Origin of the sequence: Paenibacillus sp. FSL M8-0228 (assembly GCF_038007385.1) — a bacterium.
GTDB classification, from domain to species: domain Bacteria; phylum Bacillota; class Bacilli; order Paenibacillales; family Paenibacillaceae; genus Paenibacillus; species Paenibacillus polymyxa_D.
On sequence record NZ_JBBOXA010000001.1, the window covers coordinates 1,956,522 to 1,981,056 of the forward strand.

Annotated in this window: 22 protein-coding genes; 14 read left to right on the forward strand and 8 right to left on the reverse strand. The window is 46.2% G+C overall.

Translation table 11 applies throughout. From position 1 onward, the window contains the following. Nucleotides 1–47: 47 nt before the first annotated feature. Both MKY98_RS09180 and MKY98_RS09185 read right to left on the reverse strand, forming a co-directional pair. Complete coding sequence (locus MKY98_RS09180) at nucleotides 48–2,030, reverse strand: LTA synthase family protein (protein WP_069011070.1); 1,983 nt, start codon at nucleotides 2,028–2,030, stop codon at nucleotides 48–50. Between the two features lie 188 nt (nucleotides 2,031–2,218). Then, nucleotides 2,219–3,379, reverse strand: coding sequence for a THUMP domain-containing class I SAM-dependent RNA methyltransferase (locus MKY98_RS09185; RefSeq protein WP_023987994.1), 1,161 nt, complete (start codon nucleotides 3,377–3,379; stop codon nucleotides 2,219–2,221). A gap of 157 nt (nucleotides 3,380–3,536) precedes the next feature. Here MKY98_RS09185 and MKY98_RS09190 point away from each other — a divergent pair, with 157 nt between their 5' ends. After that, a complete protein-coding gene (locus tag MKY98_RS09190; protein WP_081317557.1) occupies nucleotides 3,537–4,181 on the forward strand; it encodes an O-methyltransferase in 645 nt (214 codons plus the stop codon). Between the two features lie 110 nt (nucleotides 4,182–4,291). Here MKY98_RS09190 and MKY98_RS09195 read toward each other — a convergent pair whose 3' ends face one another. After that, the gene (locus MKY98_RS09195; RefSeq protein WP_029516688.1) at nucleotides 4,292–5,512 is read right to left on the reverse strand and encodes an MFS transporter; all 1,221 of its coding nucleotides are present in this window, start codon (nucleotides 5,510–5,512) and stop codon (nucleotides 4,292–4,294) included. Nucleotides 5,513–5,747: 235 nt separating this feature from the next. Here MKY98_RS09195 and hemE point away from each other — a divergent pair, with 235 nt between their 5' ends. From hemE to MKY98_RS09240, 9 genes are all read left to right on the forward strand, one after another. Continuing rightward, nucleotides 5,748–6,794 carry a uroporphyrinogen decarboxylase gene (gene hemE / locus MKY98_RS09200; protein ID WP_039269982.1) on the forward strand — a complete coding sequence of 349 codons (1,047 nt, stop codon included), beginning with the start codon at nucleotides 5,748–5,750 and terminating at the stop codon, nucleotides 6,792–6,794. A 31-nt stretch (nucleotides 6,795–6,825) separates the two neighbouring features. Continuing rightward, nucleotides 6,826–7,767, forward strand: coding sequence for a ferrochelatase (gene hemH, locus MKY98_RS09205; RefSeq protein ID WP_069011071.1), 942 nt, complete (start codon nucleotides 6,826–6,828; stop codon nucleotides 7,765–7,767). A gap of 7 nt (nucleotides 7,768–7,774) precedes the next feature. Then, complete coding sequence (hemG, locus tag MKY98_RS09210; protein ID WP_069011072.1) at nucleotides 7,775–9,220, forward strand: protoporphyrinogen oxidase; 1,446 nt, start codon at nucleotides 7,775–7,777, stop codon at nucleotides 9,218–9,220. Between the two features lie 137 nt (nucleotides 9,221–9,357). Beyond that, nucleotides 9,358–10,839: a CapA family protein gene (locus MKY98_RS09215; RefSeq protein ID WP_069011073.1), complete on the forward strand. Its 1,482-nt coding sequence runs from the start codon at nucleotides 9,358–9,360 to the stop codon at nucleotides 10,837–10,839. Between the two features lie 81 nt (nucleotides 10,840–10,920). Next, nucleotides 10,921–11,691 carry a glycerophosphodiester phosphodiesterase gene (locus MKY98_RS09220; RefSeq protein WP_069011074.1) on the forward strand — a complete coding sequence of 257 codons (771 nt, stop codon included), beginning with the start codon at nucleotides 10,921–10,923 and terminating at the stop codon, nucleotides 11,689–11,691. A 38-nt stretch (nucleotides 11,692–11,729) separates the two neighbouring features. Continuing rightward, complete coding sequence (locus MKY98_RS09225) at nucleotides 11,730–12,353, forward strand: fumarylacetoacetate hydrolase family protein (RefSeq protein WP_069011075.1); 624 nt, start codon at nucleotides 11,730–11,732, stop codon at nucleotides 12,351–12,353. A 168-nt stretch (nucleotides 12,354–12,521) separates the two neighbouring features. Next, nucleotides 12,522–13,328, forward strand: a complete 807-nt coding sequence (locus MKY98_RS09230; RefSeq protein WP_069011076.1) for a DUF92 domain-containing protein — start codon at nucleotides 12,522–12,524, stop codon at nucleotides 13,326–13,328. 82 nt (nucleotides 13,329–13,410) lie between these two features. Beyond that, nucleotides 13,411–13,989: a TetR/AcrR family transcriptional regulator gene (locus tag MKY98_RS09235; protein WP_029516696.1), complete on the forward strand. Its 579-nt coding sequence runs from the start codon at nucleotides 13,411–13,413 to the stop codon at nucleotides 13,987–13,989. A 121-nt stretch (nucleotides 13,990–14,110) separates the two neighbouring features. Continuing rightward, a complete protein-coding gene (locus MKY98_RS09240) occupies nucleotides 14,111–16,060 on the forward strand; it encodes an ABC-F family ATP-binding cassette domain-containing protein (protein ID WP_069011077.1) in 1,950 nt (649 codons plus the stop codon). Between the two features lie 151 nt (nucleotides 16,061–16,211). Here MKY98_RS09240 and MKY98_RS09245 read toward each other — a convergent pair whose 3' ends face one another. The 5 genes from MKY98_RS09245 to MKY98_RS09265 all read right to left on the reverse strand — a co-directional run bounded on the left by MKY98_RS09245 (nucleotide 16,212) and on the right by MKY98_RS09265 (nucleotide 20,167). Further along, on the reverse strand, nucleotides 16,212–17,249 hold the full coding sequence (locus MKY98_RS09245; protein ID WP_069011078.1) for a M42 family metallopeptidase: 1,038 nt from the start codon (nucleotides 17,247–17,249) through the stop codon (nucleotides 16,212–16,214). Nucleotides 17,250–17,262: 13 nt separating this feature from the next. Next, nucleotides 17,263–17,685, reverse strand: a complete 423-nt coding sequence (locus MKY98_RS09250; protein ID WP_069011079.1) for a LapA family protein — start codon at nucleotides 17,683–17,685, stop codon at nucleotides 17,263–17,265. 56 nt (nucleotides 17,686–17,741) lie between these two features. Then, nucleotides 17,742–19,538 carry an oligoendopeptidase F gene (gene pepF, locus MKY98_RS09255; RefSeq protein WP_029516700.1) on the reverse strand — a complete coding sequence of 599 codons (1,797 nt, stop codon included), beginning with the start codon at nucleotides 19,536–19,538 and terminating at the stop codon, nucleotides 17,742–17,744. A 199-nt stretch (nucleotides 19,539–19,737) separates the two neighbouring features. Further along, nucleotides 19,738–19,926, reverse strand: coding sequence for a hypothetical protein (locus MKY98_RS09260; protein ID WP_029516701.1), 189 nt, complete (start codon nucleotides 19,924–19,926; stop codon nucleotides 19,738–19,740). Between the two features lie 7 nt (nucleotides 19,927–19,933). Continuing rightward, the gene (locus MKY98_RS09265) at nucleotides 19,934–20,167 is read right to left on the reverse strand and encodes a hypothetical protein (protein WP_013309704.1); all 234 of its coding nucleotides are present in this window, start codon (nucleotides 20,165–20,167) and stop codon (nucleotides 19,934–19,936) included. A 173-nt stretch (nucleotides 20,168–20,340) separates the two neighbouring features. On the opposite strand from MKY98_RS09265, the gene MKY98_RS09270 reads away from it, so the two are divergent. The 4 genes from MKY98_RS09270 to pfkA all read left to right on the forward strand — a co-directional run bounded on the left by MKY98_RS09270 (nucleotide 20,341) and on the right by pfkA (nucleotide 24,429). Further along, nucleotides 20,341–20,538 carry a cold shock domain-containing protein gene (locus MKY98_RS09270; RefSeq protein WP_013309706.1) on the forward strand — a complete coding sequence of 66 codons (198 nt, stop codon included), beginning with the start codon at nucleotides 20,341–20,343 and terminating at the stop codon, nucleotides 20,536–20,538. A 208-nt stretch (nucleotides 20,539–20,746) separates the two neighbouring features. Beyond that, nucleotides 20,747–22,165 (forward strand): MATE family efflux transporter, encoded by a 1,419-nt coding sequence (locus MKY98_RS09275; protein WP_069011080.1) that lies wholly within the window; start codon nucleotides 20,747–20,749, stop codon nucleotides 22,163–22,165. 189 nt (nucleotides 22,166–22,354) lie between these two features. After that, the gene (locus tag MKY98_RS09280) at nucleotides 22,355–23,434 is read left to right on the forward strand and encodes a tetraprenyl-beta-curcumene synthase family protein (protein WP_039269998.1); all 1,080 of its coding nucleotides are present in this window, start codon (nucleotides 22,355–22,357) and stop codon (nucleotides 23,432–23,434) included. Between the two features lie 23 nt (nucleotides 23,435–23,457). Next, a complete protein-coding gene (gene pfkA / locus MKY98_RS09285; protein ID WP_029516704.1) occupies nucleotides 23,458–24,429 on the forward strand; it encodes a 6-phosphofructokinase in 972 nt (323 codons plus the stop codon). Nucleotides 24,430–24,535: the final 106 nt, after the last annotated feature.

Sequence of the window (24,535 nt, forward strand, 5' to 3'; positions counted from 1 at the left end):
TCAGCAACCTCCCACATAAAGTCTATTAGATACAGATACAGAAGGAGTTACTTCTTTGTTTGTGGTTCCCATTCGCGAATAAGATCGTATGTGATAACCTGATCGGATATGTTCAACCGATTGAGAGCTTCGGTATATCCCGGTCCGCAGGCGTTTACGTCTGTAGGCTGGCCTGTACTCAGGTTGTAACAGGTCCCTTTGGAGAATGTACCGTCCTCAGATGGAATGTAGTACACTCGTCCATCCGTGAAAGCACCAGTACGTAGCACAACCATACGAGGCTTCCCGCTAAACAGATCGTTTCCCATAAAATGATATGGTTTTGTAGAAATCCCAAGTAGGTGCATTACGGAAGGAGTCAGATCCAACTGACCTGCCGGTTCTGTATACGTGCCCGCCTGACTTCCGTCAGGAAGATGCACAAGCAATGGCACCTGATTCATGATTTTCTGCATGTCCAGATCCGTAAGTGGCTTGCCTAAAAATTTCTCATACAGTGCTTTGTCTTTAATAGAATTATCATGATCCCCATAAAACATCAGGATCGTATCATCCCACAGTCCGTCTTTCTTCATCTGATCTACCAATTCGCCTAGTGCTTCATCTACATAATGGACAGATTTTAGATAGTCTCCGAACATGGTACCTTCAAACTCGCCAACGTCTAAATCTACCGCGTCAGGTGACAGGTTGTACGGATGATGGCTCGAGATACCGACCATATAGGCATAGAACGGCTGCTTAACTTCGGTAGTGAGATCATTGAGCGTTTGACGGAAAAAGGATTTGTCTCCCAGGGACCAGCCCAATGGCTCATCAATTTTAAAATCTTTTTTACTGTAGAACTTGTCATAGTTCATTGCCTTATACATAGTGTAGCGGTTCCAGAAGCTGCTGTCATACACGTGAAACGCATTGGGACTATATCCAGTATCCTTCAAAATGGAAGGTAGCGTATCGAATTTATGGTCCGCATAACGGATAAATACAGAGCCTGTAGGGAGCGGATGCAGCGAAGCATGTGTAGAGAAGTCCGCGTCCGAAGTACGGCCCTGCGCAGTCTGGTGAAAATAATTGTTGAAATACATGCTTTCCTTCGTCAGTTTGTCAAAGTTAGGCGTAATCGCTGCACCGTTGATCTGTTTGCCGATAAAAAAGTTCATGAACGCTTCAGCTTGAATGACCATCACGTTTTTGCCCTTATACTTGCCAGATAGATCATTTTTTACCTGAAGCAACTTTTGGTGCTGATTAAACCATTCCTTATCCTTATCGGATTCCGCTTGAGCCAATGTAGGCTGAGGACCAAGGTGATCCTGACCATAGCGGTAGATGTCATATCCATGAAATCCGATCAACCCTGTTACATTGTACAAGGCCATCGACCACCAGTTGCCGACAAATATGCCAGTTGCCCACGTGGAGGTATAATATTTGATCGGCCCAAATGTTAATACATAGCCAATCAGGAAGGCCAATGCTCCTTTAGAGAAGCGAAGCAGGAACCTCTTTGTGTAGGAGCTTCGGGATGCTTTTAAATAAGTATCATTCGTGGTAAATCGACGTCGTAAGGAAGCCACAAATATGACATACGGAATGAATAGAATCCAGTCTGCAAAAAAGAGAATGTCCCCCCAGTACATAAGGGATGCGATACTTCCGCCCAGAGAATCAACTTGTCCAGCTTGAAGTAAGACGGGAATCGTAATGAAATCCTGGAAATACCGATAATAAACCATGTCGGAATAAATGAGCGCGGTGAGCAACATATCGAGCACCACAAGAGCAATCAAACGTCCGCGACGTGGCAGCCATAAGGTCCAGAAGCTCACAAGTAAAAGCGAACCAATAGCGATGACATAATCCAGCGGATTCATGTCAATATTTTGGGCATGCAAGTTATAGTGAATCAGTACGAGCTTGCCGATCATAAGCACAAAAAACAGACCTAGTCCAAAATATCGAGACAGCAGCATTCTGCTGAACGTGTTACCAGTGCGACTTGCACTGGACGTGCGAATAACCAACACTTTACCCCCTCTGGCAGAAATGTTCGGCTAGTATAAATTACATATTAACGTAATGTTAAAACCGAAATGCCTTTAATTATTATAGCGCTCATCTCGCGCATTTCAATGATTAAGTAAAGAAAATACAGCACAAATCAGGCCAGAACAACGAACGGAGAGTTCGTTTCCTGGCCTAGGCTTCATCTTATTTAAGGCTGCAACGGCGAAGTATCTTTGCGGCGCGGAGGCAGAGGGCCTAGATACTGATAGTATTGGCATTCGATCCGGCCGTTAAACAACTTCCGGCGCTTGTCTGCTTTACGGCCCCAATAATGCTCAAATTGCTTGGTGGAGCTGATGGCAAAGAAGGACCAGGTCTTCATTTCGGCTGCCGTGCGTGCGAGTGAACGGATCAGCTTTTCCACCTCGGATTGTTCGCTCAGTCTCTCGCCATAAGGTGGGTTTGTAATCATCACACCATATTGTCCTTCGAGTCTGACTTTAGTTACAGGCATCACCTTAAGAGGGATGTCTTTAGCAAAGCCTGCTGCTTTTACAGCTGCCTCAGCAACTTGTATGGCATTTGGATCGATATCGCTACCTGCAATTTCAAAAGGAATGTCATCGCGGGTCAAATCCATCGCCTCGTCGCGAGCCTGATCCCATAATTCTCTGCCAATGACAGGCCAGTCTTCCGAGTTAAAGGTACGTCTCAGTCCTGGCGCAATATTCCAGGCTTGCATGGCAGCTTCGACCAATAAAGTACCGGAACCGCAGCATGGGTCATAGAAGGGGCGGTCCGGGCTCCAGCGACTAAGCTGAATAAGAGCAGAAGCCATCGTTTCTTTGAGGGGCGCCTCTGTAACGAGCTTACGGTAGCCGCGTTTGTGCAGTCCTGGACCGGTTGTATCAAGCGTCAGCAACGCACGATCATTCAATAGAATGACCTCAATGACGTAACGAGGGCCATCTTCAGCAAACCAATCTGTGTGGTAGGTTTCCTTGAGCTTCTCTACAATCGCCTTCTTGACGATTCCTTGACTGGCTGGTACGCTACTAAGCTGTGATTTGTGCGAACGTCCCTCTACGGGGAATTCACCATCTACAGGAATCCAATCCTGCCAGGGTAATGCTTTGGTACCCTCGAACAGCTCATCGAAGGTTGTTGCAGCAAATTCACCCATTTTAATAAGTACGCGGTCTGATGTGCGAAGCCACAGGTTACACCGGCATATATCCATATAATCTCCGGTAAAAACGACGCGGCCGTTTTCGACGGTTAGATCTTCGTACCCGAGTTCTCTGAGTTCTCGGGCCACGACGGCTTCAAGTCCCATTGGCGCAGTCGCAATTAGTTGCAGTTGAGTCATTAAACGTATTCACTCCGTCCCCATAATCATGTAAGCTTGGTTCAATCCCTATAGTATAGGTCATTGTACTCGAAGAGACAAATCATTAAGGTAAAAAATTTACGAAGGACACCACGTCCTACCTGCGTTATGATTAAGCAATAAGGAGAGATGAACCGTGGAAATTACACCCAATATGACGCCTGAACAATATGTAGACCAGCTGGTACAAGAGGATGAAGCACTTCGCAGTATTAGGGAGGCTATCGTTAAAGAAGGTATGCCGGAAGTATCCGTTACCCATCCTTATGGAAAACTGTTGACCTTTCTAATTGAAGTATCTGGCGCACAGCATGTACTGGAAATCGGCGCATTAGGCGGCTACAGTGGATTATGTCTGGCCCGTGGGCTGGGAGAAAAGGGCCGTATTGTGTCACTGGAGCTGAAAGAAGCGTACGCAGCGCTGGCACATCGACATATGGAAAACAATGGCTACGGTGACCGTGTCGAATATCGTATTGGACCCGCAGCGGACAGCTTGAAAGAACTTCAGGAAGAGGGAAGAACTTTCGATTTTTTCTTCATTGATGCAGATAAGGAAAATTACCCAGTATATCTGGAATATGCGATTGCTCTGGCGAATCCAGGTGCCATTATTGCGGGAGACAACTGTTTCCTTCGCGGACGGACGCTGAATACGGATAAGAACGGCCCTGCCGTTCAGGCCGTGAGACGTTTTAACGAAACGATAGCAACAGATCCGCGGCTGGTCAGCACGCTTTTGCCAGCTTACGATGGATTGGCGCTAGCTCGAGTTAAATAGCGTTCATTCTTCCCTATGTATAGCTATAAAAAAAGAACCTCCCTGTCCAATGTAGCGTGGACAAGGAGGTTCTTGTCTGTTAAGGCGGGCTTGTCTTACCTGAAGGTTTCTTACCTGAAATCAGGCGTAGCCTTACGATCAAAAAGCTTCATGCGTACCCAGAATATGTTGACGATTAACAGGACACCTGACATGATAAACAGTCCTTCGATGCCGATAAACCCGGATAGCACCCCGCCAATGACAGCACCCAGCATATTCCCAAGCGCGAGCGAGCTGGTATTGAAGCCGAAAGAACGACTTTCCATTCCTTCCGGTGTATACGTGCGAATCAGCGCATTTACGCTTGGTAGCAGACCGCCCATAAATACACCCATGAAAAAACGGATAATGACAAGTTGCCACACTTCATTGACAAAAGCCTGCGGAATGAGCATAACCGCCGTTCCGAGCAGTGCAATGGTCAAGATCTTGTGCGCTCCTATCTTGTCACTCAATCTTCCAAGGAGTGGTGCAGCAATCATATTGGATACGCCTGTTATAGCTGTAACGAACCCGGCAATCAGTGCAATTCCTTCTGCCGACCCATATAGTTTTTGCACATATAACGGCAGCAGAGATACCGTACTGATCATGGCAAATTGGAGCAGAAACGTTACGGTGAACAAAGCCGGAAGCTGGGGCGTATGGCTTAGCTCCTTTAATCCGGCAAGAACCGAAATTTGCGGTGTGCGTGCGGCTTCCGCTTTACTGAAATTTTCTTTAACCAGAAACATTGCAATGAGCGAGGCTATAAAAATCAGAGCGCCTGTAATATAAAAGATCGGTCTGAATCCGACCCAATCAGCCAAAAATCCGCCTAGCAGAGGACCGAGAATCGTGCCGGCCATCTGACCGGATTGCATAATCCCCATAGCGAATCCGGTTCGCTCTTTGGGAGTGGTGCCCGATACTAGGGAAATCGATGCCGGATTGAAACCCGAAATCGTACCGTTCAGCAGGCGAAGCGCCAGCAGTTGCCACGGATGGGTGACCAAACCCATACATCCGATGACCAAAGCCATACCAAAGCCTGAGCGAAGCAGCATGACTTTACGTCCATATCGGTCAGCCAGCTTGCCCCACAAAGGCTGGAACATAAATGAGGTCAAAAAGTTAGCGGCAAAAATAACTCCAGCCCATAGACCAATATCGTGCTCTCCCTTCACATGAAGGTCCTGAGCCAGATACAGAGCGAGGAACGGAGTAATCATCGTAATACCCGCATTGACCAGAAACTGACCGAACCAAAGCACAATGAGATTGATTTTCCACGTCTCCCACGTTTTCAATGTGCTTTCACTTCCTTTCTGCCCATTCTCATCCTGTTGTAAATCCTACGTATCAACGCATAACTTCTCCGGAGCTTTAAAAAAAGCCATTTCTCTAGTATAGCACACTTCATTGAAACTTTATCCAAATGTCATGGGTTTGTCATGGTTTGTTCGAGAGCTACGGTTGTTACGACTCTTGAAAAAGGGCATAATTAAAATATAGTATTTATGATTCGAACTGGAGGCTGAAGTCATGACCTACAATGATACTTTTATCCGCGCTTGCCGCAAGCAAGCTGTGGATCATATTCCCGTATGGTACATGCGGCAGGCCGGAAGGTATGACCCTGAGTATCGCAAAATTAAAGAAAAATACACGTTGCTTGAGATATGCCGCCAGCCCGAGTTGGCCGCAGAAGTGACTTTGATGCCCGTGCGCAAGCTCGGGGTGGACGCTGCAATTTTATATTCTGATATTATGAATCCGGTGGCCTCGCTAGGGGTTGATTTTGATATTGTCAAAAATATTGGACCGGTTATTGATAATCCGATCCGGTCAGCTGCAGACGTAGACAAGTTGCGTCCAATTGATGTGGAACGCGATTTGGGTCATATTTTGGAAACGATCCGCATTTTGGACCGTGAACTGAAAGTGCCATTGATTACGTTCGCTGGAGCGCCTTTTACCATTGCAAGCTATTTAATAGAAGGAAGACCCTCCAAAGGATATATTCGCACCAAAGCGATGATGTATGGAGAGCCTGAGTTGTGGCATCGCCTGATGGATAAGCTAGGGGACATGGTTATTACATACGTGCGAGCTCATATCGCTAATGGCGGTAAGGCTTTTCAATTGTTTGATAGTTGGGTAGGTGCGCTCTCGCCCTATGATTTTCAAACTTTTGTGCTGCCGACTATCACACGTATTTTTCATGAATTATCTGATCTGGATGTACCTAAAATTTATTTTCCGGGCGTAAGCTCTGGTGAATTGCTCCCACACTTGAATGGGTTAAAAGCCGATGTGATTGGACTGGACTGGCGGGTAAGTATACCTGAAGGACGTCGTCGCTTGGGCAACGGTTTTGGTGTACAGGGAAATCTGGATCCTTATGTGCTTACTGCGCCAATAGATGTTATCAAGCAGTATGCGAAAACCATTGTAGATGAAGGTATCTTGGAGCCGGGTTACATTTTCAATCTCGGTCACGGTTTATTTCCTGAAGCCTCGCTAGATAAGCTAAGAGAGCTTACTGATTATGTACATGAGTATTCCCACTCGATTTTGTCAAAGAATTAAACCATTAGAAATGTTAAGAGGTGATCTGCTAATGAAAACCAAAGTGGGTGTGCTGGTTATGTCCTACGGGACGCCAGAAAGTCTGGATCAGGTGAAAGCCTACTATACACATATCCGTCGCGGTAATGCTCCCTCGCCGGAGCAGCTAAAGGAATTAAAGGATCGTTATGAAGCTATTGTGGGCGGTGTGTTTCCGCTGCGTCAGAATACGGATCGGCAGGTTCAAAACCTGCAGGAAACCCTAAATCGGGAAAATCGCAACCCGGACATTGAATTTGCCTGTTATCAGGGACTCAAACATGCGAAACCGTTTATTGAGGACGGTGTGGAAGCCATGGTGCAAGATGGCATTCGTGCTGCGGTGGGTGTCGTGCTGGCTCCGCATTATTCCGTTATGAGTGTAGGCACTTATATTAAGCGCGCACAGGCTAAGGCACAGGAACTGGATCTGGCCATATCATTTGTGGAGAGCTATTATCTTCATCCAAAGTTGATTAAGACGCTAACTGAGCGTGTGAACGCCAAGCTGGCGCTTTTTGAAGAAGCTGGAGCCAAGCGGGATGAGGTTCGTGTTCTATTTAGTGCGCACAGCTTGCCTGAGCGGATTTTGGCTATGGGTGATCCTTATGTAGAGCAATTAATGGCTACTTCGCAGGCTGTTGCGGATAAGGTGGGGATTACCAACTGGCAGTTTACGTGGCAAAGCGCTGGTCGTACAGCAGAACCATGGCTGGGGCCAGACATTTTGGATACCATGCACAGTCTTAAAGAGGAGCAAGTGGAGTATGTGCTGGCTGCACCAGTTGGCTTTGTTTCTGATCACTTAGAGGTGTTATACGATCTGGATATTGAAGCACAGGCTTTGGCGAAGGAATTGGATATGCGTTTTCAGCGTATTGATTCACTCAACAGTGATCCACTGTATATGGAGACGCTTAGTGATGTCATCATAGACCAATGGAAAAAGGGATGAGGACATAATGGAGCAAAGGTTACGTAATATTGTAATTGTAGGCGGAGGCTTGACCGGGCTTAGCACTGCTTTTTATACACGAAAAATGTACAAAGAAGCTGGCTACACACCTCGAATTACGCTGGTGGAGAAAGCATCCGTGCTGGGCGGAAAAATTGAAACACTGCATAAAGATGGTTTTGTGATTGAAAAGGGGCCAGATTCCTTTCTGGCCCGTAAAACGGCCATGATAGACCTGGCAAAAGAGCTGGAGTTGGATCATGAACTGGTGAGCACGAATCCTGAGGCTAAAAAGACATACATTTTGCATGAAGGACAGCTTCATCCGATGCCCCCTGGACTGGTGCTGGGGATTCCAACGGAGCTGAAACCCTTTTTGCGCAGCGGCTTGATCTCTTTAGGCGGGAAAATGCGGGCTATGATGGATTTTGTCATTCCGCCTCGCCGTGTACCGGGAGATGAGGCGTTGGGTGATTTTATTGAACGCCGACTTGGCAAAGAAGTGCTAGAAAATGTAACCGAACCACTACTGGCAGGGATTTATGCTGCCAACATGAAGACACTAAGTTTGCAAGCGACCTTCCCACAATTTGCTGAGGTAGAGAAGCAATACGGAAGTCTCATTCACGGAATGATGACAGGTCGAAAACCAGCTGAAACACATACGGGTACGAAAAAAAGCGCCTTTTTGACCTTCCGTCAAGGCTTGCAAAGTTTGGTGCATGCGTTACTGAATGATTTGTATGACTGTGATTTACGCACCGGTATTGCTGTTACAGAATTCACAAAGACACCGCAAAGTGAAGGCAGCCCATATCGCGTTATGCTGGACAATGGAGAGATGCTGGAGGCGGATGATATTTTTGTAACGACTCCCAACTTTGCTGCTGCGCCGCTATTGCGAGATCATGTCAATGTGGCTGCACTGGAAGCTGTTAATTACGTCTCCGTAGCAAACGTGGTCCTAGCCTTCGATAAAACAGATATTGAGAACGTCTTTGACGGTTCTGGTTTTCTGGTTCCTCGTAAAGAAGGACGCAGCGTGACCGCTTGTACATGGACGTCTGCCAAGTGGCTTCATACCAGCCCAGATGATAAGGTGCTGTTGCGCTGTTATGTAGGGCGAGCAGGAGCTGAAGACACTGTAGAGTTACCGGATGATGAGTTGATTGGACTGGTACGTAAGGATCTGAAAGAGATGATGGGAGTTACAGCGACTCCGTTGTTCACGGAAATTACACGTCTTCGCAATTCCATGCCGCAATATCCGGTAGGGCACCCGCAGGCTATAGCTGATTTGCGTGAAGAGTTACGCACTGAGATGCCGGGAGTGTATGTGTTGGGCGCTGGCTATGATGCAATTGGCTTACCGGATTGCATCCGTCAGGCTAAGGAATGGGCCTCCAATGCCGTCCAAACGACACAACAGGAAGCAGTCAAGGTACAGGTGTAAATGTTCGATAATGAACCCTTCGCGATCCAGGCGAGGGGTTCTATTTATATTGAAATTTGATATATAATGGAGAAGGTGTAAAGTTCGCCAGCTAATAAAGAAGTTATGCAAATGCAATAGCATAGAAGGAGTGAAGAATGTACCCTCCCAGATCACAGCGAAATGAAGGTCGCAAAAAAGCAAGAAAACCAAAAATAGGCAAGGCTTGGATCATTACAAATCTGGTCCTACTGCTTATGATTGTAGGTCTTTTCGGTTATTATTACATATTTGAACACGACAACAGTGGCTCTCTTGCGGAAAATGCCGGGTATTCGCAAACGGAGAAGAAAATCCAAACAGGATCTGCTAGTGCAGATCGGTCTACTCCCTCGGTCAGTGAAAATGTTACACCCTTGTCAAATAAACAGCTGGATGAAGGCCCCCATGCAGAAAATAAATTTGCCGACGATGAAACAAAGCAATCTACTGCTTCAGACACAAGCAATCGTCCCGCGACAACGTCTGACACAAATGCTCCCGAAGGCAGTTCCACAGGAGCAAAATTGTCCTCGGGGAAAGACGGGCAAGCACAGAACGATACGTCCAATAAGGATATATACGACGATAATCCATCCACCGATAAGGGAGGAACGGAGGATATAAAGAAATCCAAAACAGACGGTGCAGACTCTCCGACAGTCACGCTTCACTTTGTAGGGGATGTGCAGTTTTCCGGTAAAGTTGAGCAGCGTTTGGAGCAGAATGGGTTTGATTTTCCGTATCAATATCTCGGAAACTTGTTTCATAAAGACGATCTGACGATTGCCAATCTGGAAACGCCCGTGACAACGAATGGTGTGGGTGCGTTAAATAAAACGTATGTGTATAAATCTTCGCCCAAAGCGTTAACTGCGTTGGCTGCGGCAGGGATAGACGCTGTCAATTTGGCCAACAATCACATTTTGGATCAGGGCACAGGCGGATTACTGGATACACTGAAATATCTGGATGAAAAGGGTATAGCCCATGCTGGAGCCGGACGTAATGCAAAAGAAGCATATGCACCGCATTATTTTGAACGTAAAGGGATCAAAGTTGCCTTGTTGGGGACTACACGTGTTATGCCTGAAGCCAACTGGAATGCGGGCGCCAAACAGCCCGGTGTAGCAGGAGCCTATGATTCGACCGCTATCGTAAAGTCTATCCGTGAGGCACGAATGCAGGCCGATCTGGTGATTGTCATTACCCATTGGGGGAAGGAGCGCGCAACTGCACTTGAGCCCCATCAAACCGAGTTATCGCACGCTTTTATTGATGCTGGAGCTGATCTTGTCATTGGCGGTCATCCACATGTGCTTCAAGGGATGGAGCAATATAAAGGTAAATGGATTGCATACAGCACAGGCAATTTTATTTTTTCTAAATCAACGGTGCCAGCCACTTGGGATACAGCGATATTTCAGGCAACCTGTACCCGTAAAGGGGCTTGCGAGATGAAGCTGACTCCTTATCGGGCGGAGCTGGGTCAGCCGATCCCATTGAAGGATACGGAGGCCAGCAAAATTTTGCAGAGAGTGGCGGCACTGTCACCGGGAAATGTCTCGATTGGGACGGATGGTACAGTAAGTGCTCAATAGAATTTCGAAAGAAATTGTTAATATAGGAATTGACGGAATGAGCGTATGAGGGACTCCTTTGTGGATGGAGGTCATAACAAGATGAATAATTTGTGTGTGGCTCACCGCGGTTTTTCGGGGATTGCTCCTGAGAACACGATGGCAGCCTTTCAGCTTGCGTTGGAGCAACCATTTGTGCACTGGATTGAGCTGGATGTACAGCTGTCAAAGGACGGTGTTCCGGTGGTAATTCATGATTTTACACTGGAGCGAACGACGAATGGTACAGGGAGAGTAAAGGATTCGGACTGGAAAGCATTGCAACAACTTGATGCTGGTAGCTGGAAAAGTGCAGAATACCGTGGAGAAATAATCCCCTCCCTCGCACAGGTGCTGGATTTATGTCGTGGCCGCGTATCGCTCAATATTGAGCTTAAAACAGCGGGAGATATGTATCCAGGACTGGAGAAAGTCGTACTCCGTGAAATTGCGATGAGAGGGATGGAGGGAGAGGTGGTATTAACCTCTTTTGAGCGTGCTGCATTACGCCGGGCTAAGGAGCTGTGTCCTGAGATCCGTACCGGATTGATTATTGATGCGCGTCCAGATGACTTGGCAAAGCAACTGGAACAGCTACAATGCACTTTTTTATCTATAGGCTATCCGCGTTTGGATCGAAACTTGATGAAAGATCTCACTGGACGCGGTATTACTGTCATGGCGTGGACGGTGGATGACCGCCGTATAATGCGGAAATTGGCCTCATTGCATCCTGAATTGATGATTTGCACCAATTGGCCGGATCGCTGGGAACGGGTTTTTTTGCTTTCCAAGCATCGGATGTGGCACTATATACGTAAACTTATACGTTAATAATTGGACTACATACGCGGGAAGGGTGAAGGGTCGTAATGAACGTGGAAATTCGTAATGTTTACTGTGTTGGGCGCAATTATAAACTGCATGCGGAGGAGCTGGGTAATGAGGTTCCCGCAGAACCAATGATTTTTTTGAAGCCGTCTCATGCGGTTGTGCCGCTGGATGGCGCCACGCTGGAGCTTCCGCAGGGGCAGGGAGATATTCATTTTGAGACTGAGCTGGTTGTAGCTGTAGGACGTAAATACGAACCGGGCATGTCCGCAGATACGTGTCTGAACGCATTTGCATTCGGCATCGATTTTACCCTGCGTGATGTACAAAGTGCTCTCAAGAAAAAAGGCCATCCATGGACCGCCGCCAAAGGCTTTAAATCGTCTGCTCCCGTGACACCATTCCTGCCTTTAGAACAATTGGACATGCTGGAGCTGCAGGATTTTTCCTTGCTCAAAAATGGACAGGAAGTGCAGCGTGGACATGTCAAAAATATGATTTTTTCTATCCAGCACATCGTTGAATATATAGCGACTCATTATGGACTGGGCGAGGGAGATATTATTTTTACAGGTACTCCAGCAGGAGTAGGGCCTACAGCAAGTGGGGATCGCTTTGAGCTTTTCTGGGGGAGTGAGCGTCAGGGAAGCTTCACCATCGCATAAATTTGTGAACGAAATCCACAGAAGAGGATTAAAAAAGGGAATGTTTTGAAGGCCGTGTCCTGTGCCAAAGCATGGGACACGGCTTTTATATAAGCGTGGAGCGTTGTACAATAATATACAGAACGAAAAAAGAAAAACGGAGATTCATTTCAAAAGCGGGGGTATATCATGGACTGGATCATCGGATTGCTTTGTGCTGCTGTGGTGGCGGGAGCTGCATTTTATAAAAAATCCTTAACCTTATCTGGCTTTGCTGCGGCTGTACTGATGGGAACCGTATATTATGGGGCGGGTAACCTGTTCTGGTTCGGCACATTGCTCTTGTTCTTTATCACGTCAACCCTCCTGTCGAGGTTCAAAAAGGAGCGCAAGGCTGAGCTGGAAAAATCGTATGCCAAAACCGGCAACCGGGATGCAGGCCAAGTATGGGCTAATGGGGGATTAGGTATGCTGTTATGCCTGGGTTATGCGATATGGCCTCATGTTACGTGGCAGCTGGCTTTTGTCGGTGTCATGGCTACGGTCACTTCCGATACGTGGGCAACGGAATTTGGCAGTCTGAGTCGTAAGCCACCCCGTTCAGTGCTTAACGGGAAGGTGCTGGCACCTGGAACCTCAGGAGGAGTATCTGTATTGGGAACGGCTGCGGCCTTGGCTGGGGGTCTACTGATTGGCATAGGTGCATGGGGCTTTGGACACGCCATAGGAACGCAGAGTTTGCCGTTATGGCTGTGGGCACTGGTTGGAGGTATATCCGGTAGTGCCGGAGCCTTTGCTGATTCCTATCTTGGTGCTACGGTGCAAATGATGCGTTCCTGCACGGTTTGTGGACGGGAAGTAGAAGTAGACTCACATTGTGGACAAACGACGGTCTATGTACGAGGCTGGCGTTGGATGAGTAATGATCGGGTGAATAGCATTAGTTCTATTTTCGGAGGATTGGTCGCTCTTGCAGGTATTTTTCTTATACTCTGAACACGGAGCTGGGGATCGTTACAAGGGAATAATTATTATAAGAATTGACGGTGTTTCGATCCTTGTATAAGGAGGTGCTAAGATGGGCGATATACACGGAGATAAATATGAAGCCATTTTGGACGCCGCTTACACCGTCTTTGGCACCAAAGGCTTTTATGAAAGCAAAATTTCCGAGATTGCAGAACAAGCGGGAGTTGCCAAAGGCACAGTATACTTGTACTTTAAAAGCAAAGAGCAGCTATTTACAGCAGTCACACGTAGAGATTGCGAGCAATACCTAGCCGAAATGCAAGGCGCATTAATCAATCGTACTTTGGGAGAAGGTCTGCTGCGGATGGCAAATTTGCATCTGCACTACTATTTCAAGCGCAAGCAGCATACGAAATTATTTTTTATGACCCCCAACAGTGACCCCGATCTAATGGAGTTTATGCGGGGATTTATTCAGGACTATACTGATTTGGTCAAAAATAAACTGGCGTCAGAGGGTGTACAGCAGTCCGAGTTTCATGCGAAGGCATTCATTGGGATGTTGGAGCGCCTAAAAATGGATATTTTATTAAATAAAGATTTCCGAGAATGTGACGTGGATCAGACGGCTGAACTAGCAGCGAACTTATTTATGCATGGCTGTAAAGCCGGAATACAAAAATCCTGACATCTTATTGCTAAGAAACCGTACTGAATTCATTCAGATAACGGTTTTTTTAATCATTGGCTGTGTCTGTGTTAAAATAAACAGGATGCATCACAAAATTGGGGAAGAGTAGGGAATCCGTATGAATATTATGACCGTTGAACATATAACGAAAAGCTATGGCGAGAAAATGTTGTTTGAGGATGCTTCCTTTGGTATGGATGAACGTGACAAAATAGGAGTCGTTGGTGTAAATGGCACCGGTAAATCAACATTTTTACGCGTGATTTCCGGCTTAGAGCCGCCGGATGATGGCAATATTGCAGTGAACAACGATGTGCGAATTCAGTATCTAGCACAAAATCCGGAGTTTGATCCTGAAATGAAGGTACTCCAGCATATTTTTCATGGCAGTCAGCCTGAGATGAAAGCGGTCCGTGAATACACAGAAACCATGGAGTTGTTGGAATTAAATCCGGGTAGCGAGGAGCTTCAAAAACGTCTATTGCGAGCAAGTCAGCAAATGGATACGTTCCAGGCATGGCAGCTGGAGAGTGAGGCCAAAAATATACTTACCCGACTGGGGATCACCCAGTTTGAGTCTCGTATGGGCGTTCTATCCGGTGGGCAACGTAAGCGGGTGGCTTTGGCGGCGGCTTTGATCCAACCCTGCGAGCTGCTCATTCTGGACGAGCCCACAAACCATATTGATAATGAGTCCGTTGAATGGTTGGAGCAGTATTTGCAAAAAAGACGTGGTGCGTTGTTAATGATCACGCATGATCGCTATTTTCTGGATAGAGTTGCAAATGTCATGCTGGAGCTGGATCATGGTCGCCTTTTCCGTTATGAGGCTAACTATACCCGTTTTCTGGAGCTGAAGGCAGAACGCGAGGAGCGGGAAGCGTCTACGGAACAAAAAAGGAAGAACCTGCTGCGTAATGAGCTGGCTTGGATTCGCCGTGGAGCAAAGGCTCGTTCCACCAAGCAGAAAGCGCGTATTGACCGATATGAGCAGCTTAGGGACCAGCAACCGGAATCTCGTTCTGGATCTGTAGATATGTCCGTCGCCTCCACACGTCTGGGTAAAAAAATATTGGAGATCGAGCATCTGTCCAAATCGGTAGATTCTCGTAAGCTGATACAGGATTTGAGCTACATTGCGGTTCCTGGTGATCGTGTTGGTATCCTAGGTCCTAACGGTAGTGGGAAATCCACTTTGCTCCAAATAATTGCCCAGCATATAGAACCGGATTCCGGCAACGTTGTGCTGGGACCGACGGTGAAGCTTGGCTATTTTACTCAGGAACATCAGGAAATGAACGAGTCTTTACGTGTTATTGAATATATTAAGGAAGAAGCCGAAGTGATTCGTACAGCAGACGGTTCGACGATTACAGCTGCACAAATGCTGGAGCGTTTCCTGTTCGCACCAAGCGCGCAATGGACGGTTATTTCCAGGCTGTCCGGGGGTGAAAAACGGCGCTTGTATCTGCTTCGTGTTCTGATGTCGGCACCGAATGTGCTATTGCTGGATGAACCAACAAATGATCTGGATATTCAAACCCTTTCCGTTTTGGAAGACTATCTGGATGAATTCCCGGGCGTGGTGTTTATTGTTTCTCATGATCGCTATTTCCTGGATCGAACAGTGGACAAAATACTGGCGTTTGAAGGGAATGGACAGGTACGTGTACATGTAGGCGACTATAGCGAGTATGCAGAATGGATTAGTAAAAATGCTCAATCTTCTGTGAATACGTCTGTCTCGACGAGTACGGATTCCTCGAATCGCTCTTCCACGCCTAAGTCTGCGGGTCCTTCCGAGTCAGTCAAGGAGACAAGTAAAACCAAGCTTAAATTCACCTTTAAGGAACAGCGGGAATATGAGCAAATTGATGAGCTGATTGAACAAGCCGAACAGAAGTTGGCCGACATTCAGCGGCAGATGGAAGAGTCTTTTAGTGATTCAGCACGACTACAGGAGCTCATGGCTGAGCAAGCGAAGGCAGAACAGCATTTGGAGCACCAAATGGAACGCTGGACCTACCTGAATGAGCTGGCCGAGCAGATTGAACAAAGTAAATCTTAAGCAATGATAAAGCCACATTAATAGCATTCTGCCAGAGCTATTTCTTCATGTTGCTCAGACTAAAAAAGCAAGTATCCGAAAAACCGGAAGACTTGCTTTTTTATTTACTGATCTATTCGACGATGTAACAGGCTGATTGTCGTTATTCGAATTAAACTGTCACATAAGCTGCAAGCAGATGGGCAGTGTTCACCACGGCCTGCTTGTGCGTGCGCTCCATTGCATGGGAGGCGTGTACACCAGGGCCGATCAACGCAGCACGGATGTTGTTACCTGCTCTTAGTGCAGCCGAAGCGTCCGAACCGTAGTGTGGATAAATATCTACCGCATACGGAATATTCAGCTCTTTGGCCAGCTCAATTAGACGGGTTGTCATAGTATAGTCGTAAGGCCCGGAGGAATCTTTGGCACAGATAGAAACATCCGTTTCCTTGCAGCTCAGATCTTCACCCATACAGCCCATATCGACAGCTATCATCTCACTGATTCCTTCAGGTATGTAAGCCGCTCCGTGCCCCACTTCCTCGTAGTTAGAAATGAGCAATTTAACGGTATGTCGAGGCTTCCAGTTTCCATGTACAGCAGATTCCAGTAAACCAAACAGTGCAGCTACACTAGCTTTATCATCCAGATGGCGTGACTTGATAAATCCACTGGGTGTTACGACTGGACGCGCATCGAACGAAATAAAATCGCCCACTGCAATACCGAGCTGAAGCACGTCTTCTTTTGACTCGACAAGCTCGTCAATCCGTACCTCCATATGGCTCTCCTTGCGCTCAAAGCTCCGTGCATCATCATAGACGTGCACAGATGGATGGCTGGACAGAATAGTGCCTGTATACGTTTGTCCGCTTCTGGTATGAATAAGGCAGTATTCATTCTCAATACTGTTCATCATGAAGCCGCCGACGGATGTCAGACGCAGGGTGCCTTGTGCTGTAATGGAACGCACCATTGTGCCCAATGTATCCACATGTGCGCTCAGCGCCACCGTACGGTCCGTTTCCTGACCTTCCAGAGTCAAGATGGCACCGCCTTTTGCATTCCATTCGATTTGTACCCCGAGGCTTTCCGCTTCTTGACGAATCAGCTCCATCACATGGTGTGTATATCCACTGGGACTGGGTGTGTTCAGTAGCTGATTTAAAAAGTTCATCATATAATTCTCATTTAATTGAATCGTCATTTGTTGCTCCTCCTCATTTGGACAACCGATCAGAGTTAGAGGACGGTTGCTCTATATCTTGGTCGGATGTAGACCCTGTGCTGGAAGAACCAGTCGTGTCATAGGCCACATCCGCGTTTGCTTCTACCGTGGATGTGTGCTCTTCTTGTAGTGTATGAAGCTGAGTAGTCAGACGTTTAATCTCCCTCTGAAGCCTATATTGGCGGAAAATACCGAAAGAACCGACAATAAGTCCACCTAGAAGAGTGCAACCGAGAATAAGCAGAATCAAAGGAATGCTGACCATACTGAATAGAAGGTTCACTTGAACCGAATTCACATTAATAACAGCAAATACAGCTGTTAACAAAGCAATAACAAGAGCTGCGATCAAAGACCATTGTGTTTTCAAAATGCCACCTCCTCCCGTTACATTATAAAATCCCTTGCCCGCCATGGACAAGGGATTTATCCGTGCATCATTTCAATGCTGGATTTTAAGTGCGCACGGTTTTACTTTCCTTCAGTTAGCTTTTCCATTTCTGTAATGACTTCTTCGAATACGCTCATCGCTTCGCGAATCGGCTGCGGAGAGGACATGTCAACGCCAGCTTTTTTCAAAATATTGATTGAATAATCACTGCCACCACTCTTCAAGAAGCCCAAGTAACGGTCAACGGCTGGCTGGCCTTCTTCCAGAATCTGTTTCGAGAAACTGGTTGCTGCCGAGAAGCCAGTAGCATATTTGTAGACATAAAAACTGTTATAAAAATGGGGGATTCGTGCCCATTCCATTTCAATGTCTTTATCTACCTTCATGCCTGGTCCGTGGTATTTCACATTCAGATCATAGTAAATCTCTGATAAAAGCTGCGGTGTGAGGGATTCCCCCTGTTCAGCGCGTTCATGTACAATTTTCTCAAATTCCGCAAACATGGTTTGACGGAATACCGTTGTGCGGAATTGATCTGCATAGTAGGTGAGAAGGTACATTTTCTCTTTTGGATCGGTTGATTTGTTCAGCAGGTAGTCCATTAGCAACGCTTCATTGGTTGTGGATGCCACTTCAGCCAGGAAAATGGTGTACTGTGCATCTCTATACTTTAATGCGTTGTCTGAATAGTACGAATGCAACGCATGCCCCATTTCATGAGCAAGCGTGAACATGCTGTTCAGGTTATTTTTATGGTTCAGCAGCACATAGGGGTGGGTACCATAAGCTCCCCAACTGTATGCACCCGTACGTTTGTTTTCATTCTCGTATACGTCGATCCAGCGCTCATCATAGCCTTTTTGCAACGAAGCCAGATAGTCCGCGCCCAGTGGCTTAAGGCCTTCCTTTGTTTGCTTTTTGGCGTCTTCATACGTAATGTCCATCTTGTATTCGTCCACAAGCGGAGCGAACAAATCATACATATGGAGCTCATCCACACCTAACAACTTCTTACGCAACTTCATGTAACGATGGAGCAGGGGCAAGCTTTCATGAATGGTGTCAATGAGATTGGTATACACTTCCTTCGGAATATTGTCACCGTATAGTGACATTTCCAGTACAGAAGGGTATTTGCGAACACGAGAATAAAAAATATTTTTGTTCACATTGGCACTTAGTGTAGAAGCAATTGTATTTTTATTTTTGGCATACGTGTCATACACCGCTTTAAAAGCACGTTCGCGTACTTCGCGGTGCGGACTTTCGAGAAATTGAATGTAGCTGCCATGAGTCAGCTCAACCTCTTTGCCGTTCTCATCTTTAATTTTTGGAAACTTCAGATCAGCATTGTTGAGCATGCCGAAAATCGTTTGCGGGGCTTGAGCCAGATTGCCAACCTGAGCGAGCAGCGCTTCTTCTGTTTTGCCCAAAATATGTGCTTTTTCCCGCTTCATTTCTTGAAGGGTAAACCGATAATCTGCAAGCTTCGGATCTTCAATGAAGGCATCGAGCTGATGATCCGGCAGTGCCAAAATTTCAGGTGTCACAAAAGAAAGAGACTCGCTAACCTCAACGCCTAATTTTTTGGCTTTTTGCGAAAGACCCTGGTATGTAGGTTCAGCTGTATCCTCATCATGATGCAGATGTGCGTACACATATACACGCTCGGTTTTGAGCGACAATTCATCTTCCAATTTAAAGCAGTTGCCAATCGATTCTGCTGAATTGAGCTTGCCTTGGAATTGTTCAGCCTTTTTGGCTAGTTGTTTGACTTCTTCGTATTCTTGATCCCATGCTTTGCGGTTGGGAAACAGATCTTCCAATTTCCATGTATTTTCCACTGGCGCATCAGCGCGTTTTACAATTTCACTCATGGAGAGCCTCCTCTGATCGAACGTAATGTGGGGTAGGGCTGCGGCAGTAAGAGACGGATGCCAAAACGAAGAAACCGCCACACTTACCGTAAGCAGCAGGGCAAGAGGTTTTACAGGATGCATGTAACGGCAGATCCTCCTTATACCATGGCTTGTTATGCCATAGTATGACCTCTTACGCCCGAAAGTATAATTTTCCTTACTGTGGGTTGGAACCTATATTTAATAAGCTGTATACAATGAGATAAAAGGCAAAGCAAACCATGATTACAGCAGTGAGGGCCATCCACTTTTTGAGAGGAGTCGGTATCGTATCACGCTTCATGATCAGCACTCCGCCCAGCGTGAAGGCCAGAATAATGAAGATGAGATAGCTGTTGGACACCATGAATAGGCTAGACCTGTTTGAAAGCGTTCATGATCCGCTGCCATTCTTCCTCATTATCTTGAAAGGACTGCTTGGGAAACCGATTTTGAGCCCAATGCATCAGCGCCGGGCGGCTTAAAAACGTGTGGGCTTCCTCGCCCCAATCATCGGATATTTCCCGTAGAACGATGTAACGGCCCTGCACCTCGACAGTCATCATGTTCCAATTGTCTTTTTTGTATATTTCGTGTTTTTTCATCATATGCATGTCTCCGATTTTATAGATGTTTTGGTTCATGATACCGCAGTTTCCGCCGCAAAAGCAAATCATTCCAGCCCAAAAAACCCGGAAAAACATCAATTGCATTGTGAAAAAGCATGAAGTATAATATGGATATTCGCCATAGATGGCGGTATTTTTAGGAGGTTGTTCACTTGAAAGGTACAGTTAAATGGTTTAACGCAGAAAAAGGTTATGGCTTCATTCAAATGGATGGTGGCGAGGACGTATTCGTACATTTCTCCGCAATCCAAGGCGACGGCTTTAAAACTTTGGAAGAAGGTCAAGCGGTTGAATTCGAAATTACTGAAGGTAACCGTGGACCCCAAGCAGCTAACGTAATCAAACTGTAAGTGTAACTGAATTGTAAGAATGGTTCCGTTTCTACGGATGTCTTATATATTACGGTTAAACTATGAATTGAGAGCGCAGTTCCTTTATTTTAAGGGACTGCGCTTTTTTGCGTAAATACGTTTATGATATGAGAAGATTGAGCAGGAATAGGGTATTATACGTAATAAAACTAGGCAGAAGACATTATAGATTGAAGGAGTTGAGAAAATGAGTGCAGCAGAGGCTAGTCGTAAGCCTTCCTTGATTGAAGGTCCTATTGCTAAAACGCTGTTTATGTTCTCTTTGCCGATGCTGTTCGGCAACATTCTGCAATCCCTGAATGGAACGATTAATTCGATCTGGGTTGGGAAATTTCTGGGAGAGGCCTCCTTGACTGCCGCTTCCAACGGAAATATTATAATGTTTTTTCTTATCAGTTCCATTTTTGGTGTCACTATGGCTGCTACTATTATGATTGGACAAAATATCGGAGCAGGAGACGTAGCCGAAACCAAGCGTGTAGTAGGTACAAGTGCAGTCTTTTTTCTGGTGCTCGCTTTTGCTATAGGTATTATCGGATTTTTGAGTGCGCCTTGGATACTTCATGTACTCAATACCCCTGCTGAATCGGTAGATATGGCTATCACGTATACGCGTATTATTTTCGCAGGCATGCCCTTTTTGTACGGCTATAATTACATCATGACTGTAATGAGAGGGGCTGGAGATTCCAAAACACCATTTTATTTTCTGATTGTTTCCGTCGTACTGGATGTACTACTCAACCCGCTGTTCATATTCGGATGGGGACCGATTCCTGCTATGGGCATTGGAGGTTCCGCTACTGCTACCCTGATTGCTCAAGGGATCAGCTTTGTGTTGATTCTCATTTATCTATATCGTGTAAAATATTTTTTGCGCATTACATCTTCAGAGCTTCACTTACTTAGATTTGATTGGAAGATTATTTGGACCCTAGTCCGTAAGGGAGTGCCGATGGGGTTGCAAATGATTGCTGTCTCTACCAGCGCGATTGCTTTAATGAATCTGATTAACGGCTACGGGACAGTTGCAGCTGCAGCTTATACAGCAGCTAATAATTTGTCCAGCTATGTACAGATGCCGGCAATGGCGTTAGGTGCAGCTGTATCTTCCTTTGCCGCTCAAAATATCGGAGCCGGACGTTGGGATCGAGTGCGCACGACAACCTGGATTGGGATTGTGTATAATTTTGTATTGACTGGTGGAGCTGTGGTATTAATTTACGTGTTTAACCGTCAGGCCTTGCTCATGTTTCTTCCTTCTACAGGGGGTGCATTGGAATTGGGAATGCGGATTAATATGATCACCTTGTGGTCTTTTGTTATATTCGGTGTTACCAATGTCATTACAGGGGTTGTTCGATCAACGGGTTCCGTAATGATACCGCTTTTAATTACCATTATTTCATTATGGGGCATTCGTATACCTTTGGCCTATGCATTTGTTGATGAGTATGGTCTAGATGCTGTATGGTGGAGCTTTCCTGTTGGTTTTGCTATCTCTGCCGTAGCAGTCATTTTCTATTATGCTTTCGGGAAATGGAAGCAGGCAAGTATGGGAGAGGGAATCCAAGGCGTGAAGCCAGCAGAGGACAAGGATAGGTAGGCCCTTTATACTATTTTCGGCTAATAAAACATTACAGGTATAAAGTCTTTTAATGAGAACAGCTCATTTTTCTTGAATTTTAAAGAAAAAAGTGAGGTTGTTCATTTGTGCTAAAAGGACGATCATATTATAATGGATATGGTTTGGATAGGTATAATTACGTAGACAACAATGTGGAGGCACCGTCATTTGAGTTATGTTGAGCAAGGACGTTATCAAGTACCGAGAGGCCCCATAGGTCTAATGAGCCGAATGTACAAGCACATTCTCCCTGAAACGAAACAAGAATTGAGTAACTGGAAGAGCAAGGCCGAACAAATTCCGGACCCTGAACTGCGAAGCCAGGCGCTTGCGAGCATAGCGGATAAGACATTTCACTGCGTGGGTGGAGCGGTTTATGCCGCAGCTAATATGTCTGCCCGGCAGACGTTAATTCCGCTGATCGTAGCGTATCAGACCATTAGTGATTATCTGGACAACCTGTGTGATCGCAGTACGTCCATGGACCCGGATGATTTCAGGCTGTTGCATCAGGCTATGCTGGATGCGATTAATCCGACGGCTAGGCCAGTGAATTATTATGAGTTGCGTCGTGAGCAGGAGGATGGCGGTTATTTGACTGGGCTGGTGACAACCTGTCAGTCTTGTGTAAGCAGGCTTCCGGGCTATGAGGCGGCAATGCCTTACGTTCAGGATTTGGCGCGATTATACACGGATTTGCAAGTATACAAGCATATTAAACCCGAGCTGCGGGAACAAGCGCTTTTGGACTGGTGGTCGCTTCATAAAGACCGTACACCAGAGTTGCGCTGGAATGAGTTTGCTGCGGCTACCGGTTCAACTCTGGGGGTCTTTATGCTGTTTCTTGCTGCCAGCGACCAGCATCTGACAGATGCGGGGGCTGCCTCAATACATGCATCGTATTTTCCACATGTGTGCAGTCTTCATATTTTGCTGGATTATCTAATCGATCAAGACGAAGACCGGAAGGGCGGAGATCTTAACTTTTGCAATTATTATGAAGATACCGACATGATGCTAAACCGGATCGCCTACGTTGTGAATCGGGCGCGGGCTGATATTGCAGATGTCCCTGCCAGCTCCTTTCACCGGATGATTATCGAGGGATTGCTGGCTTTATATTTATCCGACCCTAAAGTTAGCGAGCAGCAAGACGTTCGCGCTGTTTCGAGACGTTTAATGAAAAATAGTCCGCTCATGCGTTTGTTTTTCTTATTAAACAGTCGATGGATAAGAAGGCTTATATGATTATTTTGAGGAGGTCATAAACCATGACAGCAGTTAAGAAAATTGCAGTATTAACAAGTGGTGGAGATTCACAAGGGATGAACGCGGCAGTTCGCGCCGTCGTACGTAGCGGATTGTATTTCGGACTGGAAGTATTCGGAATTCAACGTGGTTATCAAGGCCTTTTGAACGACGATATTTTTCCAATGGATCTGAGAAGCGTCGGAGATATTATCCAACGTGGGGGTACTGTACTTCAATCTGCAAGATGCCTGGAATTTACGACTGAAGAAGGGCAGAAAAAAGGCGCGCAAATTTTGCGTGACCGTGGGATTGACGGCGTAGTCGTGATTGGTGGAGACGGTTCCTACCAAGGAGCTAACAAACTGACCAAGCAAGGCATTAAAACCATGTGTCTTCCGGGTACGATTGACAATGACATTTCCTTCACGGACTACACGATTGGTTTTGATACAGCGGTTAGTATCGTAGTGGACGCAATCAACAAGCTGCGTGATACAATGTCATCTCATGAACGTTCTTCCATTGTGGAAGTTATGGGACGTCATTGTGGTGATATTGCTTTGCATGCGGGTCTGGCTTCTGGCGCAGAAACAATTTTGGTGCCTGAGGTAGAATTTGACCTGAACGAAGTATCTGATCGTATGAAACAAAATTTCAAGCATGGCAAGCGCCACAGTATTATTATCGTTGCGGAAGGCGTAGGCAAAGGCGAAAATGTAGCAAAGGTAATCCAAGAAAACTGTCCGGATTATGAGCCTCGTGTTACAGTGCTTGGACACATCCAACGTGGAGGCACACCAACCGCGTTTGACCGCAACCTGGCGAGCCGTTTGGGTGACTTTGCTGTTCGCCAATTGATCGAGGGCATATCTGATAAGGCTTGCGGAACGATCGACGGTAAGTTGGTAGCCACAGATATTGACAAGGTTGTAAATACTAAAAAAGATTTCAACATGGAGCTTTATGAGCTTGCTTTGCGTTTGTCGCAATAATAAGAGCCTTCTACGTACAGTAGATCGGTTCTGATATTGGAAAAGATCAAAATTATGCGGATGACCCGAGTCATCCGCTATTTTTTAGCTTTGAGTCCTATCAGGA